At 44.6% G+C, this 17421-nt stretch carries 20 protein-coding genes and 1 other RNA gene; 10 read left to right on the top strand and 11 right to left on the bottom strand.

Going from position 1 to position 17421, the window contains the following annotated elements; genetic code table 11:
- Positions 1 to 2 precede the first annotated feature (2 nt).
- Positions 3 to 581: a uridine kinase gene (locus C8D85_RS17255; protein ID WP_133565087.1), complete on the bottom strand. Its 579-nt coding sequence runs from the start codon at positions 579 to 581 to the stop codon at positions 3 to 5.
- A 125-nt stretch (positions 582 to 706) separates the two neighbouring features.
- Between C8D85_RS17255 and C8D85_RS17260 the strand changes: the two genes are divergently transcribed.
- On the top strand, positions 707 to 1303 hold the full coding sequence (locus tag C8D85_RS17260) for a uridine kinase family protein (protein ID WP_133565088.1): 597 nt from the start codon (positions 707 to 709) through the stop codon (positions 1301 to 1303).
- Between the two features lie 43 nt (positions 1304 to 1346).
- Here C8D85_RS17260 and dnaJ read toward each other — a convergent pair whose 3' ends face one another.
- The 3 genes from dnaJ to grpE all read right to left on the bottom strand — a co-directional run bounded on the left by dnaJ (position 1347) and on the right by grpE (position 5182).
- Positions 1347 to 2477, bottom strand: a complete 1131-nt coding sequence (gene dnaJ, locus C8D85_RS17265) for a molecular chaperone DnaJ (protein WP_133565090.1) — start codon at positions 2475 to 2477, stop codon at positions 1347 to 1349.
- 116 nt (positions 2478 to 2593) lie between these two features.
- Positions 2594 to 4510 carry a molecular chaperone DnaK gene (gene dnaK, locus C8D85_RS17270; RefSeq protein ID WP_133565091.1) on the bottom strand — a complete coding sequence of 639 codons (1917 nt, stop codon included), beginning with the start codon at positions 4508 to 4510 and terminating at the stop codon, positions 2594 to 2596.
- A 102-nt stretch (positions 4511 to 4612) separates the two neighbouring features.
- The gene (gene grpE, locus C8D85_RS17275) at positions 4613 to 5182 is read right to left on the bottom strand and encodes a nucleotide exchange factor GrpE (RefSeq protein WP_133565093.1); all 570 of its coding nucleotides are present in this window, start codon (positions 5180 to 5182) and stop codon (positions 4613 to 4615) included.
- 205 nt (positions 5183 to 5387) lie between these two features.
- Between grpE and recN the strand changes: the two genes are divergently transcribed.
- The gene (gene recN / locus C8D85_RS17280; protein WP_133565095.1) at positions 5388 to 7064 is read left to right on the top strand and encodes a DNA repair protein RecN; all 1677 of its coding nucleotides are present in this window, start codon (positions 5388 to 5390) and stop codon (positions 7062 to 7064) included.
- Positions 7065 to 7082: 18 nt separating this feature from the next.
- Here the strand turns inward: recN and fur are convergent, their stop codons facing one another.
- A complete protein-coding gene (gene fur / locus C8D85_RS17285) occupies positions 7083 to 7493 on the bottom strand; it encodes a ferric iron uptake transcriptional regulator (protein ID WP_055464123.1) in 411 nt (136 codons plus the stop codon).
- Positions 7494 to 7563: 70 nt separating this feature from the next.
- Between fur and C8D85_RS17290 the strand changes: the two genes are divergently transcribed.
- Positions 7564 to 7881 (top strand): outer membrane protein assembly factor BamE, encoded by a 318-nt coding sequence (locus C8D85_RS17290; protein ID WP_133565097.1) that lies wholly within the window; start codon positions 7564 to 7566, stop codon positions 7879 to 7881.
- Positions 7882 to 7889: 8 nt separating this feature from the next.
- On the opposite strand, the gene C8D85_RS17295 is transcribed toward C8D85_RS17290, so the two are convergent.
- From C8D85_RS17295 to C8D85_RS17305, 3 genes are read right to left on the bottom strand one after another with little or no spacing between them, the layout of a single operon-like run.
- Entirely contained in the window at positions 7890 to 8180 is a 291-nt protein-coding gene (locus C8D85_RS17295) for an RnfH family protein (protein WP_133565099.1), read from the bottom strand.
- Positions 8173 to 8601: a type II toxin-antitoxin system RatA family toxin gene (locus tag C8D85_RS17300; RefSeq protein ID WP_133565100.1), complete on the bottom strand. Its 429-nt coding sequence runs from the start codon at positions 8599 to 8601 to the stop codon at positions 8173 to 8175. Before C8D85_RS17300 ends, C8D85_RS17295 begins: the two co-directional genes overlap by 8 nt.
- Before the next feature lies 1 nt (position 8602).
- Positions 8603 to 9961, bottom strand: coding sequence for a sodium-dependent transporter (locus tag C8D85_RS17305; protein ID WP_133565101.1), 1359 nt, complete (start codon positions 9959 to 9961; stop codon positions 8603 to 8605).
- Positions 9962 to 10117: 156 nt separating this feature from the next.
- Here C8D85_RS17305 and smpB point away from each other — a divergent pair, with 156 nt between their 5' ends.
- The 3 genes from smpB to C8D85_RS17320 all read left to right on the top strand — a co-directional run bounded on the left by smpB (position 10118) and on the right by C8D85_RS17320 (position 11934).
- Positions 10118 to 10597 carry an SsrA-binding protein SmpB gene (gene smpB / locus C8D85_RS17310; RefSeq protein ID WP_133565103.1) on the top strand — a complete coding sequence of 160 codons (480 nt, stop codon included), beginning with the start codon at positions 10118 to 10120 and terminating at the stop codon, positions 10595 to 10597.
- A 71-nt stretch (positions 10598 to 10668) separates the two neighbouring features.
- Positions 10669 to 11031: a transfer-messenger RNA gene (ssrA, locus tag C8D85_RS17315) on the top strand.
- A 198-nt stretch (positions 11032 to 11229) separates the two neighbouring features.
- The gene (locus tag C8D85_RS17320) at positions 11230 to 11934 is read left to right on the top strand and encodes a hypothetical protein (RefSeq protein WP_133565104.1); all 705 of its coding nucleotides are present in this window, start codon (positions 11230 to 11232) and stop codon (positions 11932 to 11934) included.
- 14 nt (positions 11935 to 11948) lie between these two features.
- On the opposite strand, the gene C8D85_RS17325 is transcribed toward C8D85_RS17320, so the two are convergent.
- Positions 11949 to 12410 carry a KilA-N domain-containing protein gene (locus C8D85_RS17325; protein WP_211342229.1) on the bottom strand — a complete coding sequence of 154 codons (462 nt, stop codon included), beginning with the start codon at positions 12408 to 12410 and terminating at the stop codon, positions 11949 to 11951.
- Positions 12411 to 13082: 672 nt separating this feature from the next.
- On the opposite strand from C8D85_RS17325, the gene C8D85_RS18115 reads away from it, so the two are divergent.
- Positions 13083 to 13430, top strand: coding sequence for a hypothetical protein (locus C8D85_RS18115; RefSeq protein ID WP_162847621.1), 348 nt, complete (start codon positions 13083 to 13085; stop codon positions 13428 to 13430).
- Between the two features lie 81 nt (positions 13431 to 13511).
- Here the strand turns inward: C8D85_RS18115 and C8D85_RS17330 are convergent, their stop codons facing one another.
- Positions 13512 to 14387: a ParB N-terminal domain-containing protein gene (locus C8D85_RS17330; RefSeq protein ID WP_133565106.1), complete on the bottom strand. Its 876-nt coding sequence runs from the start codon at positions 14385 to 14387 to the stop codon at positions 13512 to 13514.
- 86 nt (positions 14388 to 14473) lie between these two features.
- Positions 14474 to 15043: a recombinase family protein gene (locus C8D85_RS17335; RefSeq protein WP_133565108.1), complete on the bottom strand. Its 570-nt coding sequence runs from the start codon at positions 15041 to 15043 to the stop codon at positions 14474 to 14476.
- A 253-nt stretch (positions 15044 to 15296) separates the two neighbouring features.
- Between C8D85_RS17335 and C8D85_RS17340 the strand changes: the two genes are divergently transcribed.
- The 3 genes from C8D85_RS17340 to C8D85_RS17350 all read left to right on the top strand — a co-directional run bounded on the left by C8D85_RS17340 (position 15297) and on the right by C8D85_RS17350 (position 17377).
- Positions 15297 to 16124: a helix-turn-helix domain-containing protein gene (locus C8D85_RS17340; RefSeq protein ID WP_133565110.1), complete on the top strand. Its 828-nt coding sequence runs from the start codon at positions 15297 to 15299 to the stop codon at positions 16122 to 16124.
- Positions 16125 to 16399: 275 nt separating this feature from the next.
- Entirely contained in the window at positions 16400 to 16579 is a 180-nt protein-coding gene (locus C8D85_RS17345; protein ID WP_133565112.1) for a hypothetical protein, read from the top strand.
- 342 nt (positions 16580 to 16921) lie between these two features.
- Positions 16922 to 17377: an HNH endonuclease family protein gene (locus C8D85_RS17350; RefSeq protein ID WP_211342230.1), complete on the top strand. Its 456-nt coding sequence runs from the start codon at positions 16922 to 16924 to the stop codon at positions 17375 to 17377.
- Positions 17378 to 17421: the final 44 nt, after the last annotated feature.

A 17421-nucleotide genomic window follows, 5' to 3' on the forward strand; every position in this document is an offset into this window, starting at 1 on the left:
AGTTATTGGCTCCTACGTAGCAAAGCCTCGACGTCTATACGACCTGAAGCCGAAGCACGTCTTGGAACGCGGTCAATGTAGCTCACTGATACATCAAAGGTAGTATTACGCAACTCAATCTCAGTACCATCTGACAGCATCCATCGAGCACGCCCATAACCATCACGCACAAAACCAATTGATGGAGGACCGTATTTTCCTTCCAACAAGTGACCAAGTTTAGCGCGTAGCTCTGCACTCTCAACAACACCAGACATCGTGGCTCGCTCAACATATTGGTAACGGTTATAAATAACTGTTAGCTCTTTGATACCTAAAATACCAGACGCACCGAGACTATAGTTGGCAATGCCTTCTCGGTAGGAAGGGTAAGGCTCTAAACCAATTTTTGCCAAATGCTCTTCAAACTTTTCTTTCGATAAATCGTTAAACGGTATACCAAATAGTTCCGCCCCTGAAGAGTAGACCACTGGCTCATCTATTGGCTCAGATGCCTCTGGCTCATCATTTGCCGAAGCAGGAGCAGATAGCAACAAGGTCAGTAAAATCAAAGAGAATGTGTTTAAGCATTTATTCCACATGAAAATCTCAATCTTCATTATGTTAACCAATAAGTCAGGAAGCGATTTTAACACTTCTCTGTTAAACTAAAGCCTAATTCTTCCACTCAGCAATGCAAATTCATTTTTCTATTTTGAGGTAGCCCATGGCACTCGTAATCGGCATCACCGGTATTTCAGGTAGCGGTAAAAGCCGCCTATGCTCACTGTTAGCAGAAGGCTTAGGAGATAAGTTGACCGTTATTTGTCAGGATAGTTTCTACAAAGGCTGCGGCAACATCGACCCGGACGTCTACAATTTCGATGATTTAAACTCGCTAGATTTAGAAAGCATCACCCTAGCCATCCATAACTGTAAAAACCAACAACAGCCAAATGAGATCCCCGTTTACGATCATTCGCAACACAAACGAGTCGGCTATCGTAATCTGGAGCCTTCCAAAGTGGTATTGGTTGAAGGCCATATGATGTTCCAAGACCCTGGCATCCGCGATGCTGTGGACTACTTGCTTTATGTGGATACAGATATGGACATAGCCATTGTACGTCGCCTAAAGCGCGATATTGCGGAACGTGGGCGTAATGTTAATGAGGTAACTAGCCGCTACATGCGACACGTACGCCAAGCCTCTCTTAAAACCATTGAGATTCGCAATAAAGCAGATTTCATCATCCCTAACAATAATAGCTTTACCAACGCCGCCAATCTGCTGCGTCAATATATTGAACATCTACTAAAATAACAAAGGAGCCAATTGGCTCCTTTGTTTTAAATAGCGATTTGCATCACTTTTTAATGTCTTCGAAGAATCGCTTCACGCCGTCAAACCAGCTTTTCTGCTTAGGTGAATGCTCTGAGTTCTCACCCATAGTTTCCGCAAACTCTTCTAACAGTTCTTTTTGACGATCGGTTAGGTTTACAGGCGTTTCCACCACCACCTTACAAATCAGATCACCCACTGGACCACCACGAACAGGCTTCACACCTTTGTTGCGTAAACGGAACAGTTTACCTGTCTGACATTCAGGCGTGACTTTTAGACGCACACGACCATCAAGTGTTGGCACATCGATTTCGCCACCCAACGCCGCCGTTGCAAAGCTAATTGGCACTTCACAATAAAGGTTCGCACCATCACGCTCAAATATCGCGTGAGGTTTCACCGACACCTGAACAAACAGATCGCCCGAAGGACCACCAAACGTTCCTGCTTCACCCTCGCCTGACAGACGAATACGGTCGCCGGTATCAACACCCGCAGGGATCTTAACATTAAGCGTCTTGTACTCTTGCTTACGGCCTTGGCCATGACAAGAATTACATGGGTCAGAAATGATCTGACCTTGACCATGACACTGAGGACACGTCTGCTGCACAGAGAAAAAGCCCTGCGACATACGAACTTGTCCAGCACCGTTACAAGTTGGACAAGTCGTTGGCTTAGTACCAGGCTTGGCACCAGAACCTTCACACTTATCACACTCTACCGCAGTTGGAATGCGAATTTTCTCTTCACAACCCCAAACTGCCTGCTCAAGATCCAGTTCCAGGGTGTAGCGTAGGTCTGATCCACGACGAGTACGGCTTTGACCACCGCCACCACCGCCGCCAAAAATATCGCCAAACACATCACCAAAGATATCGCTGAAACCGCCAGCACCGCCGCCAAAGCCACCATGACCGCCTTGACCACTTACGCCTTCATGACCGAAACGGTCGTAGGCTGCACGCTTATCTTCTGAAGAAAGAATTTCGTACGCCTCGGCAATCTCTTTGAATTTATCCAGCGCTTCTGGATTATCCGGGTTCTTATCCGGATGGTACTTGTTCGCTAACGAGCGGTAGGCCTTTTTAATGTCCTTTTTGTCCGCATCCTTGGCAACACCAAGTACTTCATAATAATCACGTTTACTCATTGCAGGTGTTCCTGAATATGTAGAGTGAGTTCAAATCCCTAGAGACAGCAAAACACGGTAGCGTCCCGTGTTTTGCATAAGTCCCGTTGGGACGACGACTTAACTAAGCGGTTGGCTTATTTTTTGTCGTCTTTAACTTCTTCAAACTCAGCATCAACTGCGTCGTCTTGTTTTTGACCAGAAGCTTGTTCACCTGCTTGAGCTTCAGCAGCATCTGCTTGCTCGTACAGTTTCTGCGCTAGAGAACCAGACGCTTGAGTCAACGCATTGGTTTTCTCTTCGATCTGATTTTTATCGTTAGACTCTAGAGCAGCTTCTAGATCAGTGATTGCTTTCTCGATTGCTTCTTTTTCTTCTGCAGTCGCTTTATCGCCCGCATCAGTCAAAGTCTTGCGAGTCGCGTGAATCATGCCGTCCGCAGTGTTACGAGCTTGCACAAGCTCTTCGAACTTACGGTCTTCTTCAGCATTCGCTTCCGCATCCTGAACCATTTGCTCTACTTCTTCATCGCTTAGACCAGAAGAGGCTTTGATCACGATAGACTGCTCTTTACCAGTCGCTTTGTCTTTCGCAGAGACACTCAAGATACCGTTGGCATCGATATCGAAGCTAACTTCGATTTGAGGCACACCGCGTGGCGCTGGTGGGATGTCAGCCAAGTCAAAACGGCCTAGAGACTTGTTCTGAGACGCTTGCTTACGCTCACCTTGTAGGGCGTGGATCGTTACAGCGTTCTGGTTGTCTTCAGCTGTTGAGAATACTTGCGACTTCTTAGTTGGGATAGTCGTGTTTTTCTCGATTAGAGTCGTCATCACACCACCCATAGTCTCGATACCTAGAGACAACGGCGTAACGTCTAGTAGAAGAACGTCTTTCACATCACCTGCTAGTACCGCACCTTGGATCGATGCACCGATTGCAACTGCTTCGTCTGGGTTCACGTCTTTACGAGGTGCTTTACCGAAGAACTCAGTTACTTTCGACTGTACAAGTGGCATACGAGTCTGACCACCTACTAGGATAACTTCGTCGATGTCAGAAGCAGATAGATCTGCATCTTTCAGCGCTTGACGGCAAGGCTCTAGAGACTTAGTCACTAGATCTTCAACCAAAGACTCAAGCTTAGAACGAGTTAGCTTAACGTTAAGGTGTTTAGGACCTGTTGCATCTGCCGTGATGTAAGGTAGGTTAACTTCTGTTTGAGAAGAAGAAGATAGCTCAACCTTCGCTTTTTCACCGGCTTCTTTTAGACGTTGTAGCGCTAGTGGATCGTTGTGTAGATCGATACCAGTTTCTTTCTTGAACTCTGCAGCCAAGAATTCGATCACGCGCATATCGAAGTCTTCACCACCTAGGAACGTATCACCGTTCGTAGACAGTACTTCGAATTGTTTCTCGCCATCAACGTCAGCAATTTCGATGATAGAGATATCGAATGTACCACCACCAAGGTCGTATACTGCTACTGTTGAATCACCAGAAGCTTTATCTAGACCGTATGCTAGTGCAGCCGCTGTTGGCTCGTTGATAATACGTTTAACTTCAAGACCTGCGATTTTACCAGCGTCTTTCGTTGCTTGACGCTGAGAGTCGTTGAAGTAAGCAGGTACAGTAATAACTGCTTCTGTTACTTTCTCGCCTAGGAAGTCTTCTGCAGTTTTCTTCATTTTCTTAAGAACTTCTGCAGAGATTTGTGGTGGCGCTTTCTTCTCGCCTTTCACTTCTACCCAAGCATCGCCGTTGTCAGCAGATACGATTTTGTAAGGCACCATAGAGATGTCTTTTTGTACTACGTCGTCTTGGAAACGACGACCGATCAAACGCTTAACTGCGAACAGAGTGTTCGTTGGGTTTGTAACCGCTTGACGCTTAGCTGACTGACCTACCAATGTCTCGCCATCTTCAGTAAATGCTACGATAGATGGGGTGGTGCGATCGCCTTCCGCGTTCTCGATAACGCGGGCCTTGTCTCCGTCTAGCACGGAAACACAAGAGTTAGTTGTACCTAAGTCAATACCAATGATTTTGCCCATGGTTGTATCTCCAGTAAAATTCTTTGTTCGTTTCGATAATTCTGTATTTGGGTACGGCAATTTTTATTTCAAGCACTCACTGTCAAAAAAATGACAGTTTTTTTAGACTGCGCTTGAAACCACTACCATTGCTGGGCGCAACAAGCGGCCATTTAATGTGTAACCTTTCTGTACCACATCCATTACGGTGTTTGGCTCCATGTTTGGATTTGGCACCATAGTCATCGCTTGATGTAATTCAGGGTTGAATGGTTCGCCCTGAGGATCAACTGCAACCACTTCAAAACGCGCTAGCGTTTCTACTAGGTCTTTGTAGGTTAGCTCCACACCTTCGCGCATAGGATCATTTTCTGAACCTTCTACCGCAGAGGACAAAGCACGCTCTAGGTTGTCCGCAACCGTAATGACGGATTTAGCGAATTTTTCCAACGCAAACTTATGCGCCTTTTCAACATCTTGCTCAGCACGACGACGAATATTTTGCGTTTCAGCTTGAGCACGAAGCGCCACTTCTTTGTACTGGGCCGCTTCTTCACGGGCTTTCACCAGTTCATCTGACGCTTCTTCTTCCACCACCCCCTCTAGAACTTCTTCTGCGATGGCAGCATCGGCTTCGTTTAGCAATTCTTCTTGCTCGACTTCTTGCTGTGCTTTATTCGTTTGATCACTCATTTTCATCTCCAAATAACAGAAAGTAACCTGTCTGTGCGTGGTATATGGGGTCACCTTTTAACCTTTCAACACCTAATCCTTATTAAATGTATGCAAATAAAATCTTTTCTCAGTACTTGTCAAAAAACGTACAAGTACTGTATAAAGAACCATATAAAAGTACTGTATATTTAACCATGAAACTTTGCTTGATCGGGAGCATGCCATGTTAACCAGTATCGCCATTTCAAATTTTGCCATTGTAGAAACTCTGGATTTAGAGCTAAAACCTGGGATGACCGCCATTTCTGGCGAAACCGGTGCTGGCAAATCCATCATGGTGGACGCCCTATCGCTTTGTTTAGGCGGGCGCACCGATGCAGGCGTCGTTCGTCACGGGGAAAAAAAGGCCGATATCAGCGCCACCTTTGAGATCAGCGCTTATCCGGCGATACAACACTGGTTAGAAGAACGGGACTTAGAGAACGGCAGTGATCCTCTATGCATATTGCGCCGAGTCATCAGCAAAGAAGGCCGTTCTAAGGCTTACATTAACGGCCGCCCATGTACGTTAAGCGACTTAAAAGAAGCTGGCAGCTTTCTTGTCGACATTCATGGTCAACATGAACATCAATCTCTATTAAAGCGTAGCGCACAACGTCAACAGCTTGATGAATATGGCCAGCTGACAGAGCTCTCTCGTCAAGTTCGTGACGAATACAACGCATGGCGTAAGCTGAAAGAAGAACTGCATGCAAAGCAAAATCGCTCAGCGGAACTTGAAGCCAAAATCCAATTATTGTCATATCAAGCGGAAGAGTTAGCACAGCTGGACCTAAAGCCTCACGAACTAGAGGAATTGGAAACAGAACAGGCTTTTCTCTCTAATATTGCAGACGCCCAATATAAAGCTTACGCGGCGAGCGGCATTCTTAGAGATAACGATGAAGGCAATATATGCTCGCTACTACATCAAGCCATCCAACAGGCAAGCGCCATTCACCCAGCCACCAAAGAGCTTGAAAACGCTTTAGAAATGATGAATCAAGCACTCATCCAAGTGGAAGAGGCTTCAAGCAGCTTGAATCATTACCAAGATACTCTGGAACAAGACCCTGGTCGCCTACAAGATGTCGAACAACGCTTAAGCGATATCTACGACACCGCCCGCAAACACAAAGTATTGCCGGAAGGCTTAATTCCTTTGCGAGAAGACGTCGAAGCAGAACTAGACTGTTTATCTGGCGGAGAAGAAAGTTTAGAAGCCCTCAAGCTCAAAGAAGAAAAGGCTTATCAACAACTCACAACCAGCGCCACCTTGTTAACAGAAAAGCGCATGCAAGCTAAAGAGGAGCTTGCACAACGAGTTGAAGAGCAAATCCACGGCTTAGGCATGCCCTATGCCCGCTTCCATATCCATTGCGAACCACTGGATCAAATCAGCGCTAATGGCTATGAAGAAATTGAATACATGATTGCTTCAAACCCAGGCCAACCCGCACAACCTCTTCGCAAAGTGGCATCCGGTGGCGAGCTTTCCCGTATCAGCCTAGGCATCCAAGTCGTCACTGCACACACTTCCGTCATTCCGACATTGGTATTCGATGAAGTAGATGTAGGTATCAGTGGTGGTACCGCTGAGGTAGTTGGGCGCATGCTTCGTGCAGTGGGTAATCGCGGGCAAGTGTTCTGTGTCACGCACTTGGCACAGGTTGCAGCACAAGGGCATCAGCATTTCCGCGTCAGTAAGGAAGTATTGAATGAGGCAACGGTATCTAAAGTAGAACCGCTAGTGGAGACAAAACGAACCCAAGAGATAGCTCGCTTGCTTGGGGGAATAGAACTTACCGAGCAAACTCTGGCTCATGCTCAGGAGATGCTCGGCAATGTCCAACTTCAGTAGCATTGCTACTGAAGTTTTTTAGCTCTTCTTTGGACGAACGTAGATGATCAGGTTGTGATCTTCGATTTCGTAACCATGCTCTTCGGCAATTTCATGTTGGCGCTGCTCGATCACATCGTCCACAAACTCAATTACCTTACCAGTCTCAAGACAGATCATGTGATCATGATGCTCGCCTTTCGCTAGTTCGAATACAGCAGTACCTGCTTCGAAATGGTGACGAGAAACAAGACCCGCCGTTTCAAATTGAGTCAGTACGCGGTATACCGTCGCTAGGCCTACATCTTCGCCCTGATCTAGTAAAGTACGGTACACGTCGTCCGCACTCATGTGATGATCACCAGCATTTTCTAAGATTTGTAGGATTTTCACACGCGGAAGTGTTACTTTCAGTCCAGCTTTTTTAAGTTCTTGATTTTCACTACTCATGAGTCATTCTCTATTTCGATCTCGTTAATAATTACTTTATCATTGACCTAACCAATACAGGATAAGACCAATGAAGAAAACGATTCTCCTACTTTCCACACTGTTCACTCTTAGCGGTTGCAGCTTGCTGCCTTCACCCTACAAACCTTCTGTTGAACAAGGCAACGTCATTAAAACAGAACAAGTACAACAACTCCAACTTGGCATGAGCGAATCACAGGTTCTATACGTAATGGGTACACCTATGGTACGCAGCACGTTTAACTCAAACCAATGGCACTATCTGTTTACCAGCTTATACAGTGACCAGAATAGCAAGCAAAGTGAAGTCAAACATTTGACCCTCACTTTCCAAAATGGTGCCCTGCAGAGCATTCAGGAAAAGTAGGGAGCCTCCTATTTGTCTGTTTTTGCAGCGCGGTTGGCCCGAGCTTGTTTCGGGTCAACCTTCAGCTCTCGGTAAATCTCTACACGCTCACCTGGCTTTAACACCTGTTCCTCAGGCTTACGCACAGCTTTCCCAAATATACCTAGCTTCGGAGCAGACAAGTCCAACTCTGGAAAAAACGCATCGATATTAGAAAGGCGCACGGCTTCCATCACAGTGCAGCCATCTTCTACATCCAACGCGACTATTTTCTGTTTTTCTGGTAGCGCATAAGCCACCTCAACTCGAATCTTAGCCATATACTACTTTTGCTCGCTCACTAAAAGCTTCTACCATGGCATTGGCAACTTGACCAAAAACGCCACCAAATGCGAATTTCAACATGCCGCTTAATTCAAAGTCGATACTTAAGGCAATTTTACACGTTGTTTCTGATAAAGGCTCAAACGTCCATACACCATGTAAACGTTTAAAAGGGCCTTGCACCAAATTCATTTCCACTCTGCTCGGTTCACTAAGCACATTACGAGTGGTAAAGGACTGCTGCACAGGACCTTTGCCGACATCAAGCGTCGCAATAATTTCTTGATCAGTGCGAGATAAGGTTCGTGCACCAATACAACCAGGCAAAAATGCCGGATATTGCTCAAAATCATTCACTAAATCGTACATTTGCTTTTGGCTATAATTCACATGAGCAAACTTCTGAATGTGACTCAAACTAAACTCCTATCCAACCAGCAACCGTTATAAGAACTGCCGCCGGAATGCTGACGTATTTCAGCGTAGTGTACCACCATCTAAAATGCTTGGGGTTCTTCGCTATCATTTCGTTTTTTAACATTGGCTCAGGAATCACCCAAGCAACCAAAACAGACAAGGCCACCGCCGCCATAGGCAGCAAAATCAAAGACGTAAGGTTATCGACCAGCTCAAACAAATTTAGATCAAACAGCAACTTGGTATCCCAATGGTTGAACGATAGCACTATCGCGATGCCACAGAACCATACTCCAATGCCAATTAAAAACGCGGACTTCAACCGTCCTATATAAAAGCGTTCATGCATCCAAGAGACAAACAGTTCCATCATTGAAATAGCGGACGTTAGTGCGGCCAAAGCCAACAGAGCAAAGAACACTAAGCCGATCGCTTGGCCTGCTGGTAACAAATCAAAAATAATCGGCAATGTCACAAAGGGTAAGCTGGGGCCAGAATCCGCACTAATACCAAACTCAAACGTCAGCGGAAAAATAATCAACGCTGCCAGAATCGATACAAGAAGATCCAACCCAACGACTATGGTACAGGCCTTTGCAATGGACATGCGCTTACTCATGTAAGCGCCATATGAGAACATTGCCCCTAACCCAACCCCTAGACTAAATAAGGCATGACCAATGGCCGACAAAGCCACATCAAAAGTGACCTGCTCCCAGTCTAAACGAAACATAAAACCGATGGCGTCAGCACTAGCACCAACGACTAAAGCGTAAGCCGCTAACAACAATAAAACGAAAATCAACGTTGGCAATAATATACGCACAACATTAGAAAGCCCTCTGGTGACCGACTGGCCAACCACGATCACTACTAGCCCCATAAACACACTGTGCCAGAGCAGCATTTCAACAGGCGAATTCAAGAAACTTTGAAACAATGCCTCAGACTGTACAGTGTTAAGTTGCTCCAACGTACCGGTCACAGCACGTCGAGAATAAGCAAATGCCCACCCAGCAATCACGCTGTAAAAGGAAAGGATAAGTAGCCCAGTTAATCCAGCAACATAAGGCACGACCACCCAGTACTTTGACACGACTCTTCTTTCCGCAAGATCATTCACCGTATCAACAGGATTAGAGCGCACCGTTCTGCCCAAAGCCACCTCAGCCATTAGCATAGGGAGCCCCACCACAACCAAACACAGGCAGTAGATCAACAAGAACGCGCCACCGCCATGCTCACCGAGCATGTAGGGAAACTTCCAAATATTTCCTAAACCAATAGCAGAACCAGCCGCTGCAAAAATAAATATCCAGGGGCTAGACCAAATACCTTGTAAACAGCGACTCTCGGGCATACATTAAGCTCTCATAATGCGTTAAGCGAATTTAAACACACGGCAGCACAACTGCCTGCACCGAATTTTCTTAAACTTCTAAATTTTCTTATATTAGGGCGCATACCTCAAGAAAAGCATAGGCTTTTCGCGCTATCGACCGTATAATTTTTACCTATGAGTAAAGCAAAGAAAAAACCAAACAGCTCGGGCACGATTGCCTTGAACAAGCGCGCGCGCCACGAATACTTCATCGACCAGAAGTTTGAAGCAGGTTTAGAGCTATCAGGCTGGGAAGTCAAAAGTCTTCGTGAAGGGAAAGCACAGCTAGTGGATAGTTACGTCATTATCCACCGCAATGAAGCGTACCTAATCAACGCACGCATTACGCCACTTTTGAGCGCATCGACACACGTAGTGTGCGAACCGTTGCGCCAGCGCAAACTGTTGATGCATCGCAAAGAGATCGACCGCATCATTCAAGTCACTGAACAAAAAGGTAAAACCTGTGCGGCCATGGCCTTGTACTGGAAAGGTAACAAGATCAAATGTGAAGTCGCATTGGTAACCGGTAAAAAAGATCACGATAAGCGCGATACCGCCAAAGAGCGTGATTGGGCACGTGATAAAGAACGCCTAATGAAGGCAAAATTTTAATTTCCACACTGTGGAAAGCGCGCCACTGACTAGCGAAATCGGATTAAATTCGTTATGATGGCCGCAACTTCGGGGATGACATGGTTTCGACGCCGGTTACAAAACCTGAGGTGCATGTCGAGAGCGATACGAGATCTCGTAAATCCACTTGTATCACTTTAATAGTCGCAAACGACGAAAACTACGCTCTAGCAGCTTAATAACCTGCTAGTGTGCTGCCCCCAGGTTGCTTGTAGCCCGGGATTCCGCAGTATCATAAATTACAAGATGCTATCCGATGCCCTGCCTGGGGATAAGGATCTAAGCTCAAACAGGCTCGCTGGTTACACCCTGTCCTTCGGGCGGTAAACGGTCAAAAAATAGAAGTGACTAAACATGTAGAGCCGATGGCAGAGGACTGGCGGACGGGGGTTCGACTCCCCCCATCTCCACCAAATGCTAAGAGCGGGAAGATTCCTATAGTTTTCAAAGACTTACGGACTTCCCGCTTTTTTATTTCCCCCACGTTTTACCCCCACACTTTCCCCCCTCCTATTTAATAGGCGATTAAGTTAAAGCTCACACCCACTTAATCTACGAGAAACTACATGAGATACTCATGAGGAATACCTATTGAACAGTTAAGGCAGATAATGATGAGATTTTCGAGTAAAGCTTTACAGCCTTTGATATGTCTTCTCATAGGTCTGTTAATTGGACTTGGAGTCGCAATTGACTGGGATATCTCCATCGATCTAGGGACCACTAAAGATGGATGGGGGGTTACCTCAAGCATTGGCACCCTAATTGGAGGTCTTAGCACATTTGGACTCTTTGTATTAGGCTTGCTCGCAAGTAGAAGCTGGCTATCTCAAACAAAAATAAAGCTACTTATAGATTCCAGCAAAGCGCTAGCTGTTGAAGTTTCCAGCTTGTCAATGTTTATGAGCATAAATACAACTGGTGAGCCCAGCACATTAAAAGTTGCAGCCGGAGACTTTTCTGAAGGTGAGTGCCTTCTTAAAGACACTTCCACATATAGCCATTCAGAGTTTCTAGCAGTCATTCGAGAAAGATCAGCTTCGATTGAACTCACGCTAAACGAGCTTGATTCACTGTCTAAAAGCTTTAAAGATCCACGTATAAGCGAAGCAATTAAAAATTGTCGAGTCGAAGCGCGTGAGCTATATCTAAAACGAAAATTAGCTGAGATGTTGTTGAACGAAGCCGGAGAGGAGCCAAACTACTCAGATATGGCGAGTATTTTGATCTGGTATGGTTTTTACGCGAGAAAAATTCACCATATAATTTTAGAAGACAAACCTCTACTCAACCGAATGCAAAAGCTATTCAACTAAACCAATAGCATCAACTAACACCGACCTTGAGTCTGCAATGTGTCGAACGCTCGGATAACCTTTAGCTTGAACTCAGGGCTAATCCACATTGCGTAGTCATAGACCAGTTCTTCACAAACATAAGTGCCTGTAATACCTCGTCCTCTTAAAGTTACTAACGGTTTATTACATCGATTTTGGTCTTCTAAATTTTTAGTACTACGTTTTTGGTCTTCTAAACGATCTATTAACTCTTTTGTTTTGTAGTTGCGTAACCAACGATAAGGTTTATCTTTCTCTGCACCGCCCGAAGCTTTGTATAGATCATTAAGGCAGTAACGGCCTTCTGCATCTTGACGAATTGCTAAGCGTAATAGGCAAAACCAAGGACTCTGGGCTAATCCCATTGCGTAGTCATAGACCATCTCTTTGCACACGAATGTGCCACCGTTGCGCCCAGCCTTGGCTCCCAAAGGCTTTAACTGTTGGTTTTCCAACGTTTAAACTTTGAATTTTTAATCCGATGTCAGTCCCAAATGCCCAATTAGGTCATTTAGCAACCACCATGCTACCATCTAAGTGTCAACATTAAGCGAACGTGTTGACTGATTAAGTGTTAGCCACTTCTCGTTTTATGGAGACTCATGATCCTACGAGAATGGTTAGCGGATGTTTGCCGTAAAGCTAAAACTGAAATCATACTAATGTACTTCTTCTACTTAGAAGTCGCTCATAGCCCTAAGACAATTCGAAGGGTTAAGGCTCTAAGAGAAGTACTCAGATTCTTAAAATTTGTATGCAATTGGCAAAGCGATGGAGGTGACTATGAGTAAACACTAGCTTAGTGAGTTGTTTCAATGTCTTTCTGAATAGTAAAGCCAATGAACAATCCCTTAGAAAACTAAGGGGATCATTCTAGAAATACAACTACATATACAGACTAACTTTAACTATGAAAAATATAAGGCAGTAGCCATGAAGAGATTAAACTCTTATTTGAGTCTCAAGCTGAGGCTCAATCAAGCAGCAACTTTAAATGCAAAAATACGCTGAACAGTAAATAAACTTATCAATATCGAGAGTTGTTAATACTCTCATAAAATTAAGAGTAAGGTAGGTAGCAATACCTGAAATTGATAGTTCGCTAATGGGATCGTTTAGTAAGTAACATGAAGCCAGAATTACATGAAAAAATACACGTGATATCTCCTATAGAGATTATCATCTGTTTAGCAACTGATAGTCTTAATCGATTCTCAGAAGAGAACAGCAAAACGGAAGATGCCGCAACAAAAACTTGCAGAAAAGCTCACGTTTGTTACAGCCCTTTTTCATCTGGAAAAACTTACAATGAAATCATAACCCAGGCTCTACTCATACTTCTTATCACTGCTAAGTCTTTACTTATGCTTAAGGCTACAAGTAAAAAGCAACTCAAGCTCAAGAAGACTCAATTAAACCAGTTGCTACTATGGAAAAGTAGTTTAATCCGAGCCCCGCCAGTATTGTTTTCCTAATCACTCTTTCATTAAATACTAAAGGAAAAGGGCGTACCTGTATCATGATACACCCATAGGGAAGATATACCTTAAGCTAGACTAGAAGTCCCCCTCTACGCCTTCCTCAAGATATTCGTCTTCGTCGTCAAAGCCATAAGGATCATCCTCAATGAACTCCTTAAGATGCTGTGCGATCCCCTTGAGCATATGCGGAGAGTACATTTCTAGTGCTCTTACGAAGACTTCCGGTTGCTGCTGAGGTTTATTGCCAAAGGTTTTTGCAATCCTCTTAGACCACTCAAGGGCTAACCTATCTTCCCATCCATCATCAATGACTCTTCCATTTTGGTTGAAGGCCATAGCTTCCTTCCAAGACATTCCCAAAGCCACACTTTGCCAGTCATGAGGCTGCAACTCTCGGATCTCATTAAGTTTCTTCCTCATGCGGGACACAGTGGCACTGCCGACTTTACAGATGGTAGCGACTTCACGCTTAGATAAGCCTTTATCCATCGCTATGAACAGCCAAGCACGATTGAACTTATCATCTCTAGTCATCGCCAGCTTATCCTTAGAATTAAGCCTTGTGGACTCAGCCATAGCTAAAACTAAAGAACCACTAAACACGCGCACAGGAATCTCAAGGATCTTGATCTTCTTCAGTCCTTGAACTCTCTTATAAGCCATCAAACGATGATGACCATCTAACACATACCACTTAAAGCCTGACCACCAGACAACAATGGGATCAAGCCTGTTTCCACTCTCGTTGAAGATGGCATCCATTAGGTTTCTTATGTGCTGTTCTTTGGAGGCTGTATCATTTGCTAGGTCTCTAGGTTGAAAGACCTCGATAGCTTCATGGATTTGCTCTAGGTGTAGTAAAGAGTCAACTTTGGGTTCTGCTTTACCGTTGGCTTGTTCTTGTTCAAGTTTCTCAAACACTTCAGTAAAAGTGGCTGTCATCAAAGACATAGTAATTCTCCGGTTAATGAATGATTTGACAGAAGAGGGAGCGCTTCTCCCCCAGAACTGTCCCGTAATTCAAAAACCGTTTACTATCAGATGTTTACCTTATGTGCTCGACAAGCCCTCTTAACGGAGGTTGTAGAGATCCCAAAGTGATCCGCAGTAGTCTTGATCGATGCTTGGTTCGAAGCTCTCCAAGAGGCGACTGCCTCATCATCAATCACTTTTTCCTTGCCTAAGTTACGACCTTCAGCTCTAGCCCTCTCAATGCCAGCCATCTGCCTAGCCTTGATGTTCGATCTCTCAAGTTCAGCTACAGCTGATAACATCGTCAACATAGCTTTCCCGATAGGTGTTGATAGATCAAAGCCCTCACGCAAAGACACCACTGAGACGCCCTGAGATTGCATCAGATCGACAGTCTCAAGAACATCTATCGTATGCCTCCCAAGGCGATCAATGGCGCTTACAATCACTGTATCGCCCTCTCGAACGTACTCAAGGAGCGCCTTCATGCCCTCCCGCTTTGATGACTTGATAACACCAGAAACAGCATCATCAGCAAACCACTTATCAACGTTATGCTTCTTAGCGATTTGATGTTTCTGACTCTCGTTAGATTGACCGTCACTGCTGATACGAACATATGCAACTGTAGCCATAAGCCCTCCATTAGGTGGATCAAAAGGTGGGGTCAATATAACAAACTGGATCAATGACTTGTCAACAGCTTTGAGCTAGGCATTAGGTGGGATCTTTGGGGTGGCTCATAAGGTATACCCTGTGAGCTATAGCAGAATAACTTGATCAGCCAGCAACAATGGTAACTTAACAACTTGATATGTTTACTTGACATCAAATGAAATGATGTTACCTTAACAATCTCATTTGGTAACTAAACAGTCAGAGGGGATTATGAATATCATCGAATTTCTAGTTAAGCATCACAACCTTAACCAGTCACAAATAGCTGAAGCCGTTGGAGTATCTAGAGCACAGGTATCTAAATGGAAATCAGGTGACTCTATCTCATTTGAGAAAAGAGAAGCTCTTCAAAAGCTATGTGGAGCATTCACTGATGATTTCGAAGTTTTTAGCATGTTTGGCACAGAGGAATCAGCTGTGTACTGGTCTCAAGTTGCTCAAGAAGTAGATACATGGAGCTGGCTTGGCGGATCACCAGATGAAGACTGGGTTCATCTAAACGTTTATCAAGTACTAAAGGCATTAACAGATTCTGGGTTCATCGCCCCAAATGAAACTTTGGAAGACAAGAAAGACGATGAACATTTCCTTGAGATCTTCAGAACAGCAGTTGTGTACACTGGTACTATCGATAAGTGGGTAGACCTTTATATGGGTAACTATGACATGGACTCAACTATGGACATCACTGAAGAAGTCTTTGCATCCTTAGCTGATTTAAGCGTTTACCACATCATTAATGAGAGCAAAGATGTACCAGAAAGCGCCCAACTGTTCAGTACATCCACCTACTCAAAATTGAACCAACTGATTCACCAGTACTGCCTTCAGCGAACACACAACAACCTGCCTATAATGGAAGACTACTTCAAGATTCTTACTGAGAATCCAGAAGTTCTAAACGATGACTTCTTCAAAGCTGATGCTATCGATGAGTATATTTCTTTCAACGACAGAGTTGTACGAGCTGAAGTAATGGCTCTAAGAATGCAAGTTGAAAGCCTTCAGATGGAAATAGCTAAGCTCAAGGCTAAGTAAACGCTAGAACTAAGCTTACTGCATATAGAGTAGATAAAAGGGTCGGCAGCTTAATCTGTCGGCCTTTTTTGATATTGGGTGTCCCTAGTTTTTGTACAAATGATGAGGGGGCTAAGGGGGGGAAACAGGCAGTTGCTTACTACGTATATGGGCTCAAAAATTTGTCACAAAAAATTCAGCACATTTCTAGCAGTTGATACATGATCCACATCAAGGCCAATTTAAGAGAACATCTCTAGACTCACTTATAGTCCATACGTTCAAGGAGGAACAAGATGAACAACCTAGAATCTCTATTCTCAATGCTTAGTAACATCACTATCGAAGACATCTCCCAAGCGCCACACGAAGAGCAGCCTCAGCTAGTGGACAATATTGAAGACCTGCAGGATCGCCTTAAAGCCATTCTTAGCGCTACAAGCCAATCAGCCCCAGCACACCCAAGCATCCATTAGTCATCCAAGCGTATCGAGAGTGTCTTACCTTTAGGCACTCTCTCCCTTACTCATAGCAGCTCAATTAGTTACACTCAGGCATCACCTATGGACAACTGTGAGCGCCACTCAATGCAACTCATGAAGACACTGCTAACATCAGTCATTCTTTTGTGCCTCTTCCAACCAGCTTGGGCAGACCAGCCAGTAAAGAAATCAAAGTCATCCATCTGTCATAGGCCAAACACAGAGTTCTACTCTCGAACAAAGAACTTCACCGCATATGAAACGATTGAGGCTTGTCTTGCTAGCGGGGGGAGATTACCTAAAGGTCAGTCTTTGAGCCCTTCTAAGAGCCCGTCTGTGTCGTCTAAATCGAAGGAGTTACTGCCTTCAGTCTATGACCGTGATCATTTTGGATATGGCTGGAATGACGATGACAAAGACTGCCAGAACACAAGACATGAACTATTGATCAGCTCATCTACAATCCCTGTGACCTTCAAAGATTCCAAGAAATGCAAAGTAGCTAGAGGCAGATGGATTTCAATGTTTACCGGAGACATCATAACTGATGCATCTAAGCTTCAGATTGATCATGTAGTACCTCTAAAGTGGGCATGGATTCATGGCGCTAACTCTTGGACTAGAGCTAAACGTGTAGAGTTCGCTAATGACCCGATCAATATCATTGCTGTAGAAGGCGTTTTAAACGGCTCAAAAAGTGACCGAGGCCCAGATGAGTGGCTGCCCCCGAAGAATCAAGAGCAGTACAAAGCGCGTTTTCAAAGGGTGGTACTTAAGTACGGCTTGAAGTAAATCTGAGGAAATAGGCTAACCGATTAACCATTGGCTAGCCCTAT

Source organism: Marinomonas communis (genome assembly GCF_004363305.1).
GTDB classification, from domain to species: Bacteria; Pseudomonadota; Gammaproteobacteria; order Pseudomonadales; family Marinomonadaceae; genus Marinomonas; species Marinomonas communis.

Coding starts and splice junctions, on each gene's coding strand:
- C8D85_RS17290 (WP_133565097.1), top strand. CDS start 7,564: ATGAAGAAAACGATTCTCCTACTTTCCACACTGTTCACTCTTAGCGGT.
- C8D85_RS18115 (WP_162847621.1), top strand. CDS start 13,083: ATGAAGCCAGAATTACATGAAAAAATACACGTGATATCTCCTATAGAG.
- smpB (WP_133565103.1), top strand. CDS start 10,118: ATGAGTAAAGCAAAGAAAAAACCAAACAGCTCGGGCACGATTGCCTTG.
- C8D85_RS17320 (WP_133565104.1), top strand. CDS start 11,230: ATGATGAGATTTTCGAGTAAAGCTTTACAGCCTTTGATATGTCTTCTC.
- recN (WP_133565095.1), top strand. CDS start 5,388: ATGTTAACCAGTATCGCCATTTCAAATTTTGCCATTGTAGAAACTCTG.
- fur (WP_055464123.1), bottom strand. CDS start 7,493: ATGAGTAGTGAAAATCAAGAACTTAAAAAAGCTGGACTGAAAGTAACA.
- C8D85_RS17260 (WP_133565088.1), top strand. CDS start 707: ATGGCACTCGTAATCGGCATCACCGGTATTTCAGGTAGCGGTAAAAGC.
- C8D85_RS17345 (WP_133565112.1), top strand. CDS start 16,400: ATGAACAACCTAGAATCTCTATTCTCAATGCTTAGTAACATCACTATC.
- C8D85_RS17305 (WP_133565101.1), bottom strand. CDS start 9,961: ATGCCCGAGAGTCGCTGTTTACAAGGTATTTGGTCTAGCCCCTGGATA.
- dnaK (WP_133565091.1), bottom strand. CDS start 4,510: ATGGGCAAAATCATTGGTATTGACTTAGGTACAACTAACTCTTGTGTT.
- dnaJ (WP_133565090.1), bottom strand. CDS start 2,477: ATGAGTAAACGTGATTATTATGAAGTACTTGGTGTTGCCAAGGATGCG.
- C8D85_RS17330 (WP_133565106.1), bottom strand. CDS start 14,387: ATGTCTTTGATGACAGCCACTTTTACTGAAGTGTTTGAGAAACTTGAA.
- C8D85_RS17295 (WP_133565099.1), bottom strand. CDS start 8,180: ATGGCTAAGATTCGAGTTGAGGTGGCTTATGCGCTACCAGAAAAACAG.
- grpE (WP_133565093.1), bottom strand. CDS start 5,182: ATGAGTGATCAAACGAATAAAGCACAGCAAGAAGTCGAGCAAGAAGAA.
- C8D85_RS17340 (WP_133565110.1), top strand. CDS start 15,297: ATGAATATCATCGAATTTCTAGTTAAGCATCACAACCTTAACCAGTCA.
- C8D85_RS17335 (WP_133565108.1), bottom strand. CDS start 15,043: ATGGCTACAGTTGCATATGTTCGTATCAGCAGTGACGGTCAATCTAAC.
- C8D85_RS17255 (WP_133565087.1), bottom strand. CDS start 581: ATGTGGAATAAATGCTTAAACACATTCTCTTTGATTTTACTGACCTTG.